At 72.2% G+C, this 15,397-nt stretch carries 11 protein-coding genes and 2 tRNA genes; 3 read left to right on the top strand and 10 right to left on the bottom strand.

Annotated features, from left to right (window positions below):
* Positions 1-115 precede the first annotated feature (115 nt).
* A complete protein-coding gene (gene leuS / locus AC1VWI_RS16905; protein WP_499511848.1) occupies positions 116-2,971 on the bottom strand; it encodes a leucine--tRNA ligase in 2,856 nt (951 codons plus the stop codon).
* Between the two features lie 266 nt (positions 2,972-3,237).
* The gene (locus AC1VWI_RS16910; protein ID WP_499511849.1) at positions 3,238-5,199 is read right to left on the bottom strand and encodes a S53 family peptidase; all 1,962 of its coding nucleotides are present in this window, start codon (positions 5,197-5,199) and stop codon (positions 3,238-3,240) included.
* Between the two features lie 336 nt (positions 5,200-5,535).
* Here AC1VWI_RS16910 and AC1VWI_RS16915 point away from each other — a divergent pair, with 336 nt between their 5' ends.
* Together AC1VWI_RS16915 and AC1VWI_RS16920 are read left to right on the top strand one after the other, a co-directional pair.
* A complete protein-coding gene (locus AC1VWI_RS16915) occupies positions 5,536-6,684 on the top strand; it encodes a hypothetical protein (RefSeq protein WP_499511850.1) in 1,149 nt (382 codons plus the stop codon).
* Positions 6,681-8,261 (top strand): NADH-ubiquinone oxidoreductase-F iron-sulfur binding region domain-containing protein, encoded by a 1,581-nt coding sequence (locus tag AC1VWI_RS16920; RefSeq protein ID WP_499511851.1) that lies wholly within the window; start codon positions 6,681-6,683, stop codon positions 8,259-8,261. Before AC1VWI_RS16915 ends, AC1VWI_RS16920 begins: the two co-directional genes overlap by 4 nt.
* A gap of 134 nt (positions 8,262-8,395) precedes the next feature.
* Here the strand turns inward: AC1VWI_RS16920 and AC1VWI_RS16925 are convergent.
* Positions 8,396-8,468, bottom strand: a tRNA-Ala gene (locus AC1VWI_RS16925).
* Between the two features lie 147 nt (positions 8,469-8,615).
* On the opposite strand from AC1VWI_RS16925, the gene AC1VWI_RS16930 reads away from it, so the two are divergent.
* Entirely contained in the window at positions 8,616-9,899 is a 1,284-nt protein-coding gene (locus AC1VWI_RS16930) for a glycosyltransferase 87 family protein (protein ID WP_499511852.1), read from the top strand.
* Between the two features lie 7 nt (positions 9,900-9,906).
* Here the strand turns inward: AC1VWI_RS16930 and AC1VWI_RS16935 are convergent, their stop codons facing one another.
* The 7 genes from AC1VWI_RS16935 to AC1VWI_RS16965 all read right to left on the bottom strand — a co-directional run bounded on the left by AC1VWI_RS16935 (position 9,907) and on the right by AC1VWI_RS16965 (position 15,341).
* Positions 9,907-11,376 carry an MFS transporter gene (locus AC1VWI_RS16935; protein WP_499511853.1) on the bottom strand — a complete coding sequence of 490 codons (1,470 nt, stop codon included), beginning with the start codon at positions 11,374-11,376 and terminating at the stop codon, positions 9,907-9,909.
* A 34-nt stretch (positions 11,377-11,410) separates the two neighbouring features.
* Positions 11,411-11,483, bottom strand: a tRNA-Ala gene (locus AC1VWI_RS16940).
* Positions 11,484-11,588: 105 nt separating this feature from the next.
* Positions 11,589-12,242 (bottom strand): histidine phosphatase family protein, encoded by a 654-nt coding sequence (locus tag AC1VWI_RS16945; protein WP_499516831.1) that lies wholly within the window; start codon positions 12,240-12,242, stop codon positions 11,589-11,591.
* On the bottom strand, positions 12,239-12,676 hold the full coding sequence (gene rsfS / locus AC1VWI_RS16950; protein WP_499511854.1) for a ribosome silencing factor: 438 nt from the start codon (positions 12,674-12,676) through the stop codon (positions 12,239-12,241). The genes AC1VWI_RS16945 and rsfS overlap by 4 nt, the downstream gene beginning before the upstream one ends.
* Positions 12,677-12,762: 86 nt before the next feature.
* A complete protein-coding gene (locus tag AC1VWI_RS16955; protein WP_499511855.1) occupies positions 12,763-14,529 on the bottom strand; it encodes an LCP family protein in 1,767 nt (588 codons plus the stop codon).
* Between the two features lie 37 nt (positions 14,530-14,566).
* Positions 14,567-15,148, bottom strand: a complete 582-nt coding sequence (gene nadD / locus AC1VWI_RS16960) for a nicotinate-nucleotide adenylyltransferase (RefSeq protein ID WP_499511856.1) — start codon at positions 15,146-15,148, stop codon at positions 14,567-14,569.
* A gap of 34 nt (positions 15,149-15,182) precedes the next feature.
* Entirely contained in the window at positions 15,183-15,341 is a 159-nt protein-coding gene (locus AC1VWI_RS16965; RefSeq protein WP_018556595.1) for a hypothetical protein, read from the bottom strand.
* Positions 15,342-15,397: the final 56 nt, after the last annotated feature.

A 15,397-nucleotide genomic window follows, 5' to 3' on the forward strand; every position in this document is an offset into this window, starting at 1 on the left:
TCCGGGAGAACCCCTACCCGCCCCTTGCACCGACCTGCACCGCCGGCACCGACCTGCGCCGACCTGCTCCGGCCGGGCGATCAGCCGCGCATCAGGCACTCAGGTACTCAGGCCATCACGCGGGGACGATGTTCACCAGCTTCGGCGCCCGCACGATCACCTTGCGGACCCCCGCGCCGTCCAGCGCGGCCACGACCGCCGGGTCGGCCAGGGCCTGGGCCTCCAGGTCGGCGTCGGAGATCGTCGGCGGCACCTCCAGACGGGCCTTGATCTTGCCCTTGATCTGGACGACGCAGGTGACGGTCTCGTCCACCACGTACGCAGGGTCGGCCACCGGCAGGTCCTCGTGCGCCAGGGACCCCTCGTGCCCCAGCCGCCGCCACAGCTCCTCGGCGATGTGCGGGGCCAGCGGCGCGATCAGCAGCACCAGCGGCTCGGCGACCGAGCGCGGCACCGGGCCGCCCGCCTTGGTCAGGTGGTTGTTCAGCTCGGTGATCTTGGCGATGGCGGTGTTGAAGCGCAGGCCCTCCAGGTCCTGGCGGACGCCGTCGATCGCCTTGTGCAGGGCGCGCAGGGTGTCCTCGTCCGGCTCGGCGCCGGTCACCGTGACCTCGCCGGTCGTCTCGTCCACCACGTTGCGCCACAGCCGCTGCAGCAGCCGGTACTGGCCGACGACCGCACGGGTGTCCCAGGGCCGGGAGACGTCCAGCGGGCCCATCGCCATCTCGTACAGGCGCAGGGTGTCGGCGCCGTACTCGGCGGCGATCTCGTCCGGGGTGACGGCGTTCTTCAGGGACTTGCCCATCTTGCCCAGCTCGCGCTTGACCTGCTCGCCGCCGTACCACCAGCTGCCGTCGCGCTCCTCGACCTCGGCCGCCGGAACGGGGAAGCCGCGGCCGTCGCGGTAGACGTAGGCCTGGATCATGCCCTGGTTGAACAGCTTGTGGAACGGCTCCACCGACGACACGTGGCCCAGGTCGAACAGCACCTTGGACCAGAAGCGCGCGTACAGCAGGTGCAGCACCGCATGCTCGGCGCCACCGACGTACAGGTCGACGCCGCCGTGCGGCTGCCCCTCGCGCGGACCCATCCAGTACCGCTCGATCTCGGGGCCGACCAGCTGCCGGTCGTTGTGCGGGTCCAGGTAGCGCAGCTCGTACCAGCAGGAACCGGCCCAGTTGGGCATGGTGTTGGTCTCGCGGCGGTACGGGCGCACGCCGCGGCCGTCGCCCAGGTCCAGCTCGACGTGGACCCACTCCGCGTTGCGGGACAGCGGGGTCTCGGGCTCGGTGTCCGCGTCGTCCGGTTCGAAGGTGCGCGGGGAGTAGTCCTCGACCTCGGGCAGCTCCAGCGGCAGCATCGACTCGGGCAGCGGGTGGGCGACGCCGTCCTCGTCGTAGACGATCGGGAAGGGCTCGCCCCAGTACCGCTGGCGGCTGAACAGCCAGTCGCGCAGGCGGAAGTTGATGGTGCCCTCGCCGATGCCGCGCTGCTCCAGGTACGCGATGACCTTGCGCTTGGCGTCGGCGACCTCCAGGCCGTTCAGGTCGATCTCGTCGTTGGCGGAGTTGATCGCCGGGCCCTGGCCGGTGTACGCCTCGCCCTCCCAGCCCTCGGGCGGCCGGACGGTGCGGATGATGGGCAGGTCGAAGACGGTGGCGAACTCCCAGTCGCGCTCGTCCTGGCCGGGGACGGCCATGATCGCGCCGGTGCCGTAGCCCATCAGGACGTAGTCGGCGACGAAGACCGGGACGCGGGTGCCGGTCAGCGGGTTCACGGCGTACGCGCCGCTGAAGACGCCGGTCTTGTTCTTGCCTTCGGTCTGCCGCTCGACGTCCGACTTGGACTGGGCCTGCTTGCGGTACTCCGCGACGGCCTCGGCCGGGGTGGCCGCGCCGCCGGTCCAGGCGTCCTTGGTGCCCTCCGGCCACGCGGCCGGCACCACGGTGTCGACCAGCGGGTGCTCGGGGGCCAGCACCATGTAGGTGGCGCCGAACAGGGTGTCCGGACGCGTGGTGAAGACGGTGATCGGGCTCTCGCCGTGGCCCTCGACCGCGAAGTCGACCTTGGCGCCCTCGGAGCGCCCGATCCAGTTGCGCTGCTGCAGCTTGATCGCCTCGGGCCAGTCCAGGGCGTCCAGGTCGGCCAGCAGGCGGTCGGCGTAGGCGGTGATGCGCATCATCCACTGGCGCAGCTTGGCCTTGAAGACGGGGAAGTTCCCGCGCTCGGAGCGGCCGTCGGCGGTGACCTCCTCGTTGGCCAGCACGGTGCCCAGGCCGGGGCACCAGTTGACCGGGGACTCCGAGGCGTAGGCCAGGCGGTACTCGCCCAGCACGGCGTCACGCTCGGCGGGGCTCAGCTCCGCCCAGGCACGCCGGTCGGGCGTGGCGCGCTCGCCCTTCTCGAACTGCTCGACCAGCTCGGCGATGGGGCGGGCGCGGTCGGCCTGGGGGTCGTACCAGGAGTTGAAGATCTGCAGGAAGATCCACTGGGTCCACTTGTAGTAGTCCGGGTCGATCGTGGCGAACGACCGGCGCTTGTCGTGGCCCAGGCCCAGCCGGCGCAGCTGGGACTTCATGTTGTTCATGGCCGCCTCGGTGGTGACCCGAGGGTGCTCGCCGGTCTGCACGGCATGCTGCTCGGCGGGCAGGCCGAAGGCGTCGAAGCCCAGGGTGTGCAGCACGTTGTGCCCGGTCATCCGCTGGAAGCGGGCGAAGACGTCGGTGGCGATGTAGCCCAGGGGGTGGCCGACGTGCAGTCCCGCGCCCGAGGGGTACGGGAACATGTCCATGATGAACTTCTTGGGCTTGGCCAGCTCGCCGTCCCCGGCCAGGTCACCGGTGGGGTTGGGCGCGGCGAAGGTCTGGTGCTCGTCCCAGAAGTCCTGCCAGCGGCTCTCGATGTCGGCGGCCAGGGCGGCCGTGTAGCGGTGGGGCGCAGCCGCCTCCGCGGCGGGGGTGGTCTCGCTCATCGTCCTTCGTACTCCATCGCTGTCATGACGGCCTGCGGCCCGGCCGCCGTACGGACATCTGCCTGCGCTACTGCGGAAACGAAAAAGCCCCTCGCACAGGAGGGGCGCCGCACTGACATCGATCGTGGTCAGCGCGGCTTGCTAAGCAGAAGGCGTACGGCACGCATGCGGTCAGGGTACCGCAGAGCGGGAAGGGCCCGCACCGAGGTTCCCCCCGGTGCGGGCCCTGCCCAGCCGTTTCCGGCGCTGATCAGCGGTGGTGCGGCTCAGCGGTGGTGCGGCCGGTACGAGTCGAGGTAGCCGCGCGCCGGGGTGCCGACGCCGGTCACGTCGTCGTAGCCGACGACCGCGGACAGCGAGCTGTCCTTGCCGAGGCTGCGGAGCGAGGTGATCGTGCCGTCCGCCGCGTCGAAGCCGTTGGCGTAGTCCACGCGGACGACCGCGAGGTCCTTGCCGCGGCCCAGCGGGTGGTCGGTCACGTCGTGGTACGCGCCGGTGCCGTAGCGGTCGTAGATCAGCGGGTTGGCGAAGCCGATCGGCACGCCGTGCCGGGCCTGCTGCGCCAGCGCCTGGACGCCCGCGATCACCGGTGCGGCGAGCGAGGTGCCGCCGATCCGGTACTCGCTGTACTGGAAGGACCCGTCCGGGAAGGCCTGGGTCTGGCCGACCAGGAAGCCGGTGTTCGGGTCGGCGACGGCCGAGATGTCCGGCTCGACGCGCTGCTTGACCGTGCCGCCGTTGGCCAGCGCGAGCGAGTTGGGAACCACGCCGCGCTGGTAGAAGGGCTGCGCGTAGAGCTTGCTGGTGCCGCCGCCGGCGCCGGAGGTGTAGGCGCCGGGGAAGGCCGTCCAGCTCGAGCCGTCCTCGGCCAGCGTGGCCTTCAGGGTGCCCCAGCCGGTCTCCCACTGGTACTTGTCGCCCTTGCCGACGGCGAGCGAGGTGCCGCCGACGGAGGTGACCCAGGGGGAGTTCGCCGGGGTGTCGACCTGCTTCGCGCCGTGCGCCGCGACGTTGTCGCCCGCGTCGCCGGAGGAGAAGTAGAAGCCGATGCCCTCGACCGCGCCGATCTGGAAGATCTGGTCGTAGGCGGCCGCGATGTCCGGGGTCTCGTTGCTCTCGATGTCGCCCCAGGAGTTGGAGACGATGTCGGCGAGCCGGTGGTCGACGATCTTGCCGAGCGCGTCGAGCAGGTCGTCGTCGGTGCAGGAGGAGGCGCCGACGTAGGTGATGTCGGCAGCCGGGGCGACCGCGTGCACCGCCTCGACGTCCAGGGTCTCCTCGCCGTACCAGCCGGAGGCGTCGCACTCGTCGGGGCTCGTGTAGCGGTAGTCGGCCGGCAGCACCTGGGAGAGCTGGCCGCGCTTGTAGGCCGCGTCGCCGTTGCGGGCGGCGTACTTCTTGGCGTCGGCGACGATCGTCGGGGAGGCGAACGCGTCGGTGATGGCGACGGTGACGCCCTTGCCGTTGTACGAGCCCGCGCCGTAGGCGGCGCGCAGCTGCTTGCCCGTGTAGCCCTTGACGGCGTAGGGGGCGCGCGTGCCGTAGGCGACCGGCAGCTTCTTGTTCGTGTTCGACCCGTAGTAGGTGGAGAAGGGGCCGGAGTTCTTGAAGACGGCGCCGGGCGGCGGCAGCGTGTCCTGGTGCTGGGCGCGCCGCGGGGAGTTGTCCAGGCCGGTGACGGTGAGCACCGCGCCACCCAGGGAGGCGGGGACGGAGGCGGTCCCGGTCGGGGCGTGGTAGGTCTTGGCGCCCTTCGCGTAGTTGTGGAGCTGGGTGCCGAACGCCTGCTCCGCGTCGGCGACGTCGCCGGTCACGGTCAGGTAGTGCTCGTCGACGCCGGTGACCTTCAGCCCGGAGGACTCCAGCCACTGCCGCGTCTGCGCGATCTGCTGCGCGGAGGCGCCGAAGCGGGCCTTGGCCTGCTTCGCCGAGAGGAACGTGCCATACGAGACGGAACCGGGGTCGGACACGGCCTGGGCGTAGGCGGCCAGGCCCTGGGCGTCACGGCCGGCCAGGTACACCCGGAGGGTGACCTCGGCCGAGTCGGCGGTGGCGCCCTTGTCGGCCTTGGCGGTGGCCCAGGCCGGCTTGCTGCCGGCGAGGCTGTGACGTCCGTGCGGTGCGTCGGCCTGGGCGGTGGGTATGCCCATCGCCAGCGCACCGGCGACCAGAGGCAGTGTCGCTGCCAGGGCCAGGCCGGCCCGCCTTCTCGAGCGGGTTGAGCTCATGAAACCCCCTGCTGTGTGAAGTTCGCGCGGAGTGGCGGCGCGCCGGAGACGGCAGCGCGCGTGGACCGCCACGCCACTCTCGCGGTGAACAGCTCATGCCAGGGACATGTGTTCGCCAAGAAGGACTCAAGGAAGGCCCACGAAAGGGCAATTGGGATGGCAATCCGATCCGGAATGCGGACATATGGTGCCGGAGAACGGACGCTCCGGTGAAGGACCGATCATCCTTGCCGAACGGAGCCCGAACAAACCAACGTTAGCAGTTCGTAATGATCCTCATCCCGGGTTGTCGAAAGACGATCGTTCAGGCCACCCGTACGGGTTAGCGTCTGCCGCATGCGCACCAACCGACAGTCCCCGGACGGTCGCCGGACCCCCCCGATACCGGCGAGCGACATCCTGTCCGGGGCCCTTCGCGCCGCACGGTCGCCCCGCGCCTGGGCGATCGCCGGCACCGCCGCCGCCCTGCTCGTCCTCGCCGTCACCGCGGGTCCGTACCTGCGGGCGTTCCTGGACTTCGGCGCCGGCGTCCTCACCCTCGTCTCCCTGAGCTGCACCGTCATCTGGGGCCTGGTATCCACCGACACCGTCTTCCTCGGGCCCCGCGAACGCCTGCTCACCCAGGGCATCCACCGCGGTCTGGGCGTCGCCGCGATCGGATTCCTGATCCTGCACGTGACGACGAAGGTCGTCGAGACACGGGTCACCACCGCCGGCGCCTTCCTCCCCCTCGGCGTGACCGGCCGGGACGGCCTCATCGCCCTCGGCGTGCTCGCCGCCTACCTGATGATCCTCGCCGCCGCCACGGGCGCCATGCGCAGCGTCTTCGCCGCCAACCGGCACCCCGTGCGGTGGCGCATCCTGCACAGCACCGCCTACGCGTCCTGGTGCATGGCGCTGATCCACGGTCTGCAGTCCGGCCGCTCCGCCAAGACCTGGATCATCGTCGCCTACGGGATCTGCCTGGTGGGTGTCGCCATCGGGCTGGTCTACCGGCTCCGCAGGACCCGTGGCGAGGCGCTCTTCCCCGAGACGCGGGAGCGCTCGGCCTCCTACCGCAAGCTCGGCGGCGAACGGGCCGCGTCCCGGGGCGGTTCCGGCCGCCGGCGTGCCGTGCCCCGGGAGGAGAACGGGCCCAGCCTGGCCAGCGCCTACAGCGAACCGCTGCCGCCGCTGCCCAACTTCCCCACCGCCCAGCAGTACACGGCTGTTCCTCCCCCGGCCCCGGACCGTACCCTCGGCATGGATCCCGCGGCCGCCACGATGCAATTGCCGCAGGTGCCCGCCGACCCCCAGGCGACGTACCAGCAGCAACCGCAGGTGCCGTACCAGCAGCAACCCCAGCAGACCGGCTGGGACGGCACTCCCGCATGGGGCACCCCGGTGCCGGACGGCAGGCAGGGCGCGGATCCGCTGGGAGCCGACAGGCTCCAGCCGATCGCCTGGCAGCAGTCCACGCCCGGACCCTATGAAGGACAACGATGAGCGTTCCCGCCATACCGGACCGGTCACCCGCCCCTCGCCCGGGGGCGGGTGATGTGCTCCCCGACGTGCGTACCGTCGGGCTGCCCCGGATCACCGCGGGGTTCGACGAGGTGGAGCGCCTGGACCGGGTGACCCACCTCAACGTGCACGGTTCCATGCCGAGCATGACCGAGGGCGAACTGCTCGACCTCGCCGAGCTGATGGGCCTGCGCGGCCGTGGCGGGGCGGGCTTCCCCTTCTACAAGAAGCTCAAGGCCGTCGGTGAGGCCGCACGCCGGCGCGGCTCACCGACCGCGGTGATGGTCAACGGCTGCGAGGGCGAACCGGCCTGCCGCAAGGACGCCGTCATCCTGCGCCGCGCCCCGCACCTCATGCTGGACGGGGCCCTGCTGTGCGCCGAGATCCTCGGCGCCCGCGAACTGGTCATCAGCGTCACGCGCGACACCAACGAGCAGTCCGTGCGCGACGCCCTGGCCGAGCGGGGCCTGGGCACCAAGCGGGGCCGCCAGCTGAGGGCCCGGATCGTGCGCATGCCGGAGCGCTTCGTGTCGGGCGAGTCCTCGGGCATCATCTCGGCGGCCAACGGCGGCCTCCCCCTGCCGCCCGGCAAGAAGGTGAGCGCGAGCGAGTCCGGCCTCGGCGGCATGCCGACGCTCTTCTCCAACACCGAGACCTTCACCCAACTGGCCATCGGCGCCCGCATGGGGGCGATCCGCTTCGGCTCCGCGGGCGCCCCGGGCGAGCCCGGTACGGCCATGCTGACGGTGTCCGGCTCGGTGCCCCGGCAGACGGTCGTGGAGACCCCGACGGGTGTGCCGATGTCGTACATCCTGCAGATGTGCGGCGGGAACCCGGGGCAGGGCGTGCTCGTCGGCGGCTACCACGGCAACTGGATCGACCCCAGCGTCGCCTCGATGGTGACCATCGCCCGCGAGAGCCTGGAGGCCCACAAGGCCACCCTGGGCGCGGGCGCCCTGCTCCCGCTGGACCCGGGCCTGTGCCCGCTGGGCGAGTCGCTGCGGGTCGCGCAGTGGCTGGCCGCCGAGACGGCCGGCCAGTGCGGGCCGTGCCGCCTCGGGCTGCCGCGTATGGCCGGACTGCTGCAGGACGTGCTCAACGGCGGCGGGCAGGCCGCGCTGGAGCAACTGCGGCAGACCGCGGTCGCGGTGAAGGGGCGCGGGGTGTGCAAGCACCCCGACGGCTCGATGCGCTTCGTGATGTCCACCATCAACGCCTTCACCGACGACCTCGCCGCCCACGTCCTCGGCGGCGGCTGCGGCCGCCCCACCGTGGGCGTGCTGCCGCTGCTGAAGTCCGACCCGCCGGCGCCGCGGGGCGGCGCTCCCGCCGGCGCCGCCGCGCAGACCAGCAACAAGCGGCTGAACGTCGACTGGACGCTGTGCAAGGGGCACGGCCTGTGCGCCGGCGTCCTCCCGGAGATCGTACGGCTGGACCGGGACGGCTACCCCGACATCGCCGGCACGCCCGTCCCGCCGCACCTGGACGCGGCCGCGCAGCGCGCGGTGGCCCGCTGCCCCGCACTGGCCCTGCGCATGGAGGAGGGCGGCCGCCGCTGACCCCGGCCGCACGCAGCAGGGCCCGGCACCGTCGCGGTGCCGGGCCCCTCCGGCGTACGGACCGCGGTGCGCCGGGGCACACGAAGAACCCGCCCGGTCGTCGCGACCGGACGGGTAGTGTCCGCAGTGGGAAGTGGAGCTACGGGGATTCGAACCCCGGACCTCTTGCATGCCATGCAAGCGCTCTACCAACTGAGCTATAGCCCCGCGATGCCGTTCTCCCGGGTTCCCCCGGCGACCTGGGATACATTACACGGCCCCGGGGCCGGTACGCCAAATCGATTCCTGGCCCGCGGGCACGGCGCCCGGTACTGTCGGCTGACCCCGCCCCGGAAGAATCTGGAGAAGGCCGCAGTGACCGCGACGCAGCCGATCGCCGACACCGCGGCGCGCAGCTCCCGGGTCCGCAGGCCCACCCTCGTCGCGGCGCTGGTGTGCCTGGTGTCCTTCGCGGCGTTCTGTGCCGCCCAACGCGCGGCACACGTCTCGATGATCGACCTCACCGTCTACCGGGCCGAGGGCTGGTCGGTGCGGGGCGGGGACGACCTGTACGCGATGCGGGTCACCCACGCGCAGCTGCCCAACACCTATCCGCCGTTCGCGGCGCTGCTCTTCACGTCCCTGACGCTGCTGGGCCCGGGTGCCGCGCGGATCGCGGCGACCGCGGTCAACCTCGGCCTGCTGGTCGCCCTGGCCCATCTGTCGCTCCGGCTGGCCGGGCTGCCGCGGCGACTGCCCGCGGCGGCAGCCGCGCTGGGCGTCGCGGCGGGCGCGGTGTGGTGCGAGCCGGTCTGGACGACGCTGCGGTACGGGCAGATCAACCTGCTGCTCGCGGTGCTCGTGCTGGGGGACCTCGCCGGGCGCCGGGGCCGGGTCGCGGGGATCGGCATCGGCATCGCGGCGGGCATCAAGCTGACACCGCTGCTGTTCGTCGCCTTCCTGGCCGTCGGCGGGGCGGTGATCGCCTGGCGGCGGCGGGAGCGCTGGAACACCTGGCTGCGGACGGCTGTCGTGGCGTCCGTCACCTTCGCCGCGACCATCGGCCTTTCCGCGCTCGTCCTGCCACGCGACTCCCGGCGCTTCTGGACGGAGGTCGTCCTCTCCGCCGACCGCGCCGGCAACGGCGAGGACACCGCCAACCAGTCGTTGCGGGGCGTCCTCGCCCGCGCCCTGCACACCGGCGACCCCGGCACCTGGTGGCTCGTCGCGGCACTGCTCGTGGCCGCCGTGGGCCTGGCCGTCGCCACGGCCCACCTGGCGGCCGGGGAACGCGCCTGGGCCGTCCTGTCCTGCGCCGTCACGGCGCTGCTGGTCAGCCCCGTCTCCTGGTCGCACCACTGGGTGTGGGCGGTCCCCCTGGTCGTCCTGCTGGCCGGCCAGGCCCTGCGGCAAAGCCGCCCCGCACACTGGTGGGCCGGCACCGCCGCGTCCGCCGTCCTCTTCTGCTCGTACGCGCTCTGGCTCACCCCGCACGGCGACGGCGTCGCGCGTCCCGAACTCCACCAGTCCGCCGGGGAGATGGCCCTCTCGGCGGTCTACCCGGCCGCCGGGGCCGCGTTCTTGTGCCTGTCGGCGGCCGTCGCCGTCGCTCGGCGCCGCCCTCGCGCACCGCGCAGGACCCCCGTGGCGGCCGCCTGAGCGGCGCTCAGGCCCTGCGCCGCCGCAGCACCGCCACGAGCGCCCCGGCCGCCGCGGTGGCCGCCAGGGCGGCGGAGGTGACCGCGACAGCGTGCGCCGAGGAGTGGGCGGCGCTCAGCCGGCCCAGGAACAGCGTGCCGAAGGAGGCCACCCCGATCAGCTGACCGAGCTGGGTGACGGTGGCCAGCAGGCCGCTGGCGTCCGCGGCGTCCTCGGGACGGACCTGTCCGAGAGCGAGGGTCAAGGTGGGGCTGAAGGAGGCGCCCAGCCCCAGGCCGACACCGAACAGGGCCACCAGGAAGGCCGGTTCGTGCTGCTGCCCGTCGCGCAGCAGCAGGCCGACCCCCGCGAAGGACGCGCCGGCCACGATCAGTCCGCCCGGCGCCAGCCAGGCGCGGGCACGCGCGGGAAGCCGGCGCCAGGTGAGCCCGGTGCCGCCGAAAGAGACGGCCGCGGCGCTGAAGGTGAGCCCGGTATGCAGGGCGCTGAGGCCCAGCCCGCTCTGCAGGTGGAGCGCGATGGCGAACAGGAACCCGGCGTTGAGGGCCATGGCGACCCCGATGACGGCGACGGAACGGAGCATGCCGGGCGCCCGCAGGACCCGCGAGGAGACCAGCGGCGCGCCACCGCGCCGGGCGAGCCGGGTCTCCAGCAGGGCGAAGGCCACGCACAGCACGACGCTGAGGCCGAGGCAGACCCAGCCCCACGCCGGCCAGCCCTCCTCCTGCCCGAGCACCAGGGGCACGGTGAGCAGGGTCACGGCCGCGCCGAGGGTGACCAGCCCCGGCAGGTCGAGACCGCGGCGGCGCTCGGCGGCGCCCTCCGGGTCGCGCGGGACGACCCATGGGACCAGGACGAGCAGGACGAGCCCGATGGGGACGTTCACCAGGAAGGCCGGGCGCCACCCGGTACCGAACAGGTCGGCGCTGACCAGCAGCCCGCCCAGGGACTGCCCGGCGGCGGCACCGGTGGCCAGGACGGCCGCGTAGACGCCGAGGGCGCGCACCCGCCGCTCGCCGGAGAAGTTGCGCTGGATGAGGCTGAGCACCTGCGGGATCATCAGGGCGGACCCGGCCCCCTGCACCAGCCTGAACGCGGTCAACTGCCCCGTCGACCCGGCCAGTCCGCAGGCCAGGGAGGCGGCGGTGAAGACGGTGAGCCCGGCCAGGAACGCCCTGCGGTGGCCCCACAGGTCGCCGGTCCTGGCACCGGTGATGAGCAGGACGGCGTAGGAGATGGTGTAGCCGGCCACGATCATCTGCAGCCCGGCACCCGAGGCTGGCGGTCCAGGCGATGCCGGAGCACCGGATCGTGGTCTACACGCCGGCCGACGCGGAGAGCCGGGAGCTGACGGCGCGGCTGCGGGAACTGGACGACCCGCTGGTGGGCTGCCCCCGGCACGCGCGCCCGCTCTCGGCGCTCGCCGCGGAACAGGGGCCGGCCGCGGAACGGACCGGGTGAAACGCGAAGATCCCACCTCCCCTGGGGGGAGACGGGATCCGATACCGCTGTGGAGCTACGGGGATTCGAACCCCGGACCTCTTGCATGCCATGCAAGCGCTCTACCAACTGAGCTATAGCCCCGCTGTCCTCGGGCTTTCCGCCCTGCGAACGAGAAGAAGCTTAGCCGGTCAGGGCCGGATTCCTGAAATCGGCTGCGGCCCGGCCCCGCCCCGGCTCCCGGCCCCGTCAGTCGTCGTCGCCGAGCACCGGCTCGGGCAGGGTCCCGGCGTTGTGCTCCAGCAGCCGCCAGCCGCGGGCGCCCTCGCCGAGGACCGACCAGCAGGTGTTGGACAGCCCGCCGAGCGCCTCCCAGCTGCGCGGGTCAAGCCCGAGGAGCCGGCCGATGGTGGTGCGGATGGCGCCGCCGTGGCTGACGACGACCAGGACACCGCCGTCGGGCAGCTTGTCGGCCGCCGCGAGCACCACCGGGGCGGCCCGGTCGGCGACCTCGGTCTCCAGCTCGCCGCCGCCGCGCCGCACGGGCTCGCCGCGCTTCCAGGCCGCGTACTCCTCGCCGTACCGCTCGGTGATCTCCTCGTGGGTCAGGCCCTGCCACACGCCGGCGTAGGTCTCCCGCAGGCCCTCGTCGTACGAGATGTCCAGCTCCGTGACCGCGGCCAGCTCGGCGGCGGTGTCGGCGGCGCGCTGCAGGTCGGAGGAGACGATCGCGTCCGGCTGCAGAGCGGCCAGCAACCGGGCGGCGCGCTTGGCCTGCGCGACACCGGTCGAGGTCAGCGGGATGTCCGTGGAGCCCTGGAAGCGGCCCTCCACGTTCCAGGAGGTCTGTCCGTGCCGCCAGAAGACGACGCGGCGGCCGCGACCCCGCGTGTGGCCGTTCAGATCAGCTCTCCGTCCTCGTCGGCGGCCGCGGTGGCGCGGGCGTGCTCCTCGGCCTTGCCACGGGTGGCGACGGCGTCCTTGGGGAGCTCGAGCTCGGGGCAGTCCTTCCAGAGCCGCTCCAGCGCGTAGAAGACCCGCTCCTCCGAGTGCTGGACGTGCACCACGATGTCGACGTAGTCGAGCAGGACCCAGCGGCCCTCGCGCTCGCCCTCACGGCGCACCGGCTTGACGCCGAGCTCCTCCTGCAGCCGCTCCTCGACCTCGTCGACGATGGCCTTCACCTGGCGGTCGTTGGGCGCGGAGGCCAGCAGGAACGCGTCGGTGATGGAGAGGACGTCGCTGACGTCGTAGGCGATGATGTCGTGCGCGAGCTTGTCGGCGGCCGCCTGGGCGGCGGTCTGAATGAGCTCGATGGAGCGGTCCGTGGCGGTCACAGGTAAGGCTTTCCGGTCGGGGACGTCGTACGTCCAGGGTCTCACGGACCGCGCTCGGTCCCCGACCGGTTATGGACCGCCCCCGGTCAGCTCTTCTCCGGCGGGCTGTAGTCCTGGCCCAGGACGACCGTGATGTCGGCGTTGGAGGCCACGCCGCCCTTCTTGGCGGCCTTGGCGGACAGGCCCAGCGTCTTGGCCAGCTCCTCCGCGTTCGTCTTCTGGTCGGCGTCGGCGTACAGGACCTGCGAGGTGGCCCGGGTGTCCGCGGTGGCGCCGGAGACGAAGGTGTAGCCGCCGCCGACGATCTGCACCTGGGCCTCGCCGGTGTTGGCGGCCACGCCGGTGGCGTTGCGCAGGGTGACCCGGGGGATGCCGTCGGAGTCGGTGTTGGTGACGGTGCCGCCGAGCACCTTCTTGACCACGTCCTCGGTGGCCTTCTCGCTCAGCGTGCCGTCGGGCTCCACCGGCAGCGTCTCGGTGGTGTAGTCGCCGCCCTTGGCCTCCTCCGACAGGGCCGCGAGGCTGCTGCCGAGGTCCTTCTCGGTCAGCGGGGGCTCGATGACCTGGTTGAGCCCCTCGACGGTCTTGGTCGCCAGGTCCGGGTCGCTGTACATCTTCTTCAGCACGGCCTGGACGACCTGCCCGAAGCGGGCCAGCTGCTTGTCGGCCCCCTCGCCCGGTCCCCGGTAGACGGCGTACGCGACGGCGGCCTGGCCGCCCAGCTCCTGCTGCTTTCCGGGCTTGACGAGGGTCTTGCCGTCCTGCTTCTTGCCTGCCTTCACCGTGGCGTCGGTGTCGACGAGGACTCCGCCGAGGGACTCGACGAGGTTGTCCAGGTACGGGGTGTCCAGCCGCCAGGTGCCGCTGATCTTGGTGCCGAGCAGGCCTTCCAGCGCCTCGCGGGTGGGGGCGGAACCGTTCTCCACGACGGACTTGCCGAGCGTGGTGCTGCCGCCGTCGTCGCTGCTCACGGCGAGCGAGTTCGGCAGCAGGACGGTGGTGCCCTTCTTGGTGGTCGAGTTGCTGACCAGCAGCGCGGTCGAGGTCGCCTCGCTGCCGACCGGGCGCAGGTGCAGCACGATGACGTCGCGCTTCTGGCCGCCCGCGGCCTGCTGGGCGGTCCCGGAGTCCCCGCCGAGGCCGGGGATCTTGCCGGCCTTCCACAGGTAGCCGACGCCGCCGACGGCGGCCAGCACCAGGACGACGACCGCGGCGACCACGCGGTTGCGGCCGCGGCGCCTGGCCTCCTCGCGCCGTTCGGTGCGGGACTCGGTGAACTTCAGCCAGTCGATGACCTCTTCCGACTCCTCGGTCTCCTCGTCGACGAAGGAGAACTGGCCGGTGTGGTAGTCGGCTTCGGCCCCGGCGGAGCGGCCGGCGGCGGGCCGGGCCGGCGACTCCTCGTAGGCGGGCTGCCGCTGGGCCGGAGGGGCCTGCGGCGGGGTCTGCGACGGGGGCTGCGGGGGTGCCGGCGGCTGCTGTCCGTACTGCTGCTGCTCGTAGTACGGCTCCTGGTACTGCGGCTGCTGCGGGATCCACCCCTGGTACTGCTGCGTCTGCTGGGACTGTTGGGGGTGCTGGGGTTGCTGCTGCGGCGGCTGCGGTTGCTGGTACTGCTGCTGCTCCTGCGGGTAGTACGGCTGCCCGGGGTACCCCTGCTGGCCCTGGTACGAGGGCTGCTGACCGGTCTGCTCGCCGGTCTGCTGGGCGTACGGGTCGTACTGCCCGTACTCGTCGCCGTAACCGTTTGCGTAGTCGCCCTGCTGCTGTGCGTAGGGGTCTTCTCCGTAGGGCTCCTGACCGCCCCGCTCGGGTGTTCCCTCGGCGTATTGCCATCGGGGGTAGTCGTTCACTGGGGACCCCTCCAGTTGCCGATCAGCCGCTGATCACTTACCGGTACAGCCTGCGTTTGTCGATGTAGCGGACGACGCCGTCGGGCACGAGGTACCAGACCGGCTCCCCCTTGGCGACCCGCTGACGGCAGTCGGTCGAGGAGATCGCCAGGGCGGGCACCTCCACCAGGGAGACCCCGCCGGCCGGGAAGCCGGGGTCGGACAGGGTGTGCCCGGGGCGGGTGACGCCGATGAAGTGCGCCAGCGAGAACAGCTCCTCGGCCTTGCGCCAGGAGAAGATCTGGGCCAGCGCGTCCGCACCCGTGATGAAGAACAGCTCCGCCTCGGGGTGCTCGGCCCGCAGGTCGCGGAGCGTGTCGATGGTGTAGGTGCGGCCACCGCGCTCGATGTCACTGCGGCTGACCGAGAACTGCGGGTTCGACGCGGTGGCGATCACCGTCATCAGGTAGCGGTCCTCGGCCGCCGACACCTTCTGCTCGCTCTTCTGCCAGGGCCGGCCGGTGGGCACGAAGACCACTTCGTCCAGCTGGAAAAGGTGCGCCACCTCGCTGGCCGCCACGAGGTGACCGTGGTGGATGGGATCGAACGTCCCACCCATCACACCGATTCGCTCCTTCATGCGGATAGACCCTACCCGCATCGCCTGATCGAGCTCAGCGGTCGCGGTTGAAGCGGGTGGTGATGAAGAGCAGCAGCAGCAGCGCGAACAGCGCGCCACCGCCCGTGAGGTAGGGGCTCAGGCTCTCGTGGTTGCCGCCGCCCTCGCCCTCGGCGAGCGTGGTCAGAACGGCGGCGGTCGCGTAGGAGGTCATTCGGCTGTCCCTTGGTGGCTTCGGGGTCTGTCGACGGGCGGAGGACTCGGCAACAT

Source organism: Streptomyces sp. TOM-9, assembly GCF_056858595.1.

Excerpts from the sequence above, each read along its gene's own strand:
- leuS (WP_499511848.1), bottom strand. The coding sequence starts at position 2,971 with ATGAGCGAGACCACCCCCGCCGCGGAGGCGGCTGCGCCCCACCGCTAC.
- AC1VWI_RS16910 (WP_499511849.1), bottom strand. The coding sequence starts at position 5,199 with ATGAGCTCAACCCGCTCGAGAAGGCGGGCCGGCCTGGCCCTGGCAGCG.
- AC1VWI_RS16915 (WP_499511850.1), top strand. The coding sequence starts at position 5,536 with ATGCGCACCAACCGACAGTCCCCGGACGGTCGCCGGACCCCCCCGATA.
- AC1VWI_RS16920 (WP_499511851.1), top strand. The coding sequence starts at position 6,681 with ATGAGCGTTCCCGCCATACCGGACCGGTCACCCGCCCCTCGCCCGGGG.
- nadD (WP_499511856.1), bottom strand. The coding sequence starts at position 15,148 with ATGAAGGAGCGAATCGGTGTGATGGGTGGGACGTTCGATCCCATCCAC.
- AC1VWI_RS16965 (WP_018556595.1), bottom strand. The coding sequence starts at position 15,341 with ATGACCTCCTACGCGACCGCCGCCGTTCTGACCACGCTCGCCGAGGGC.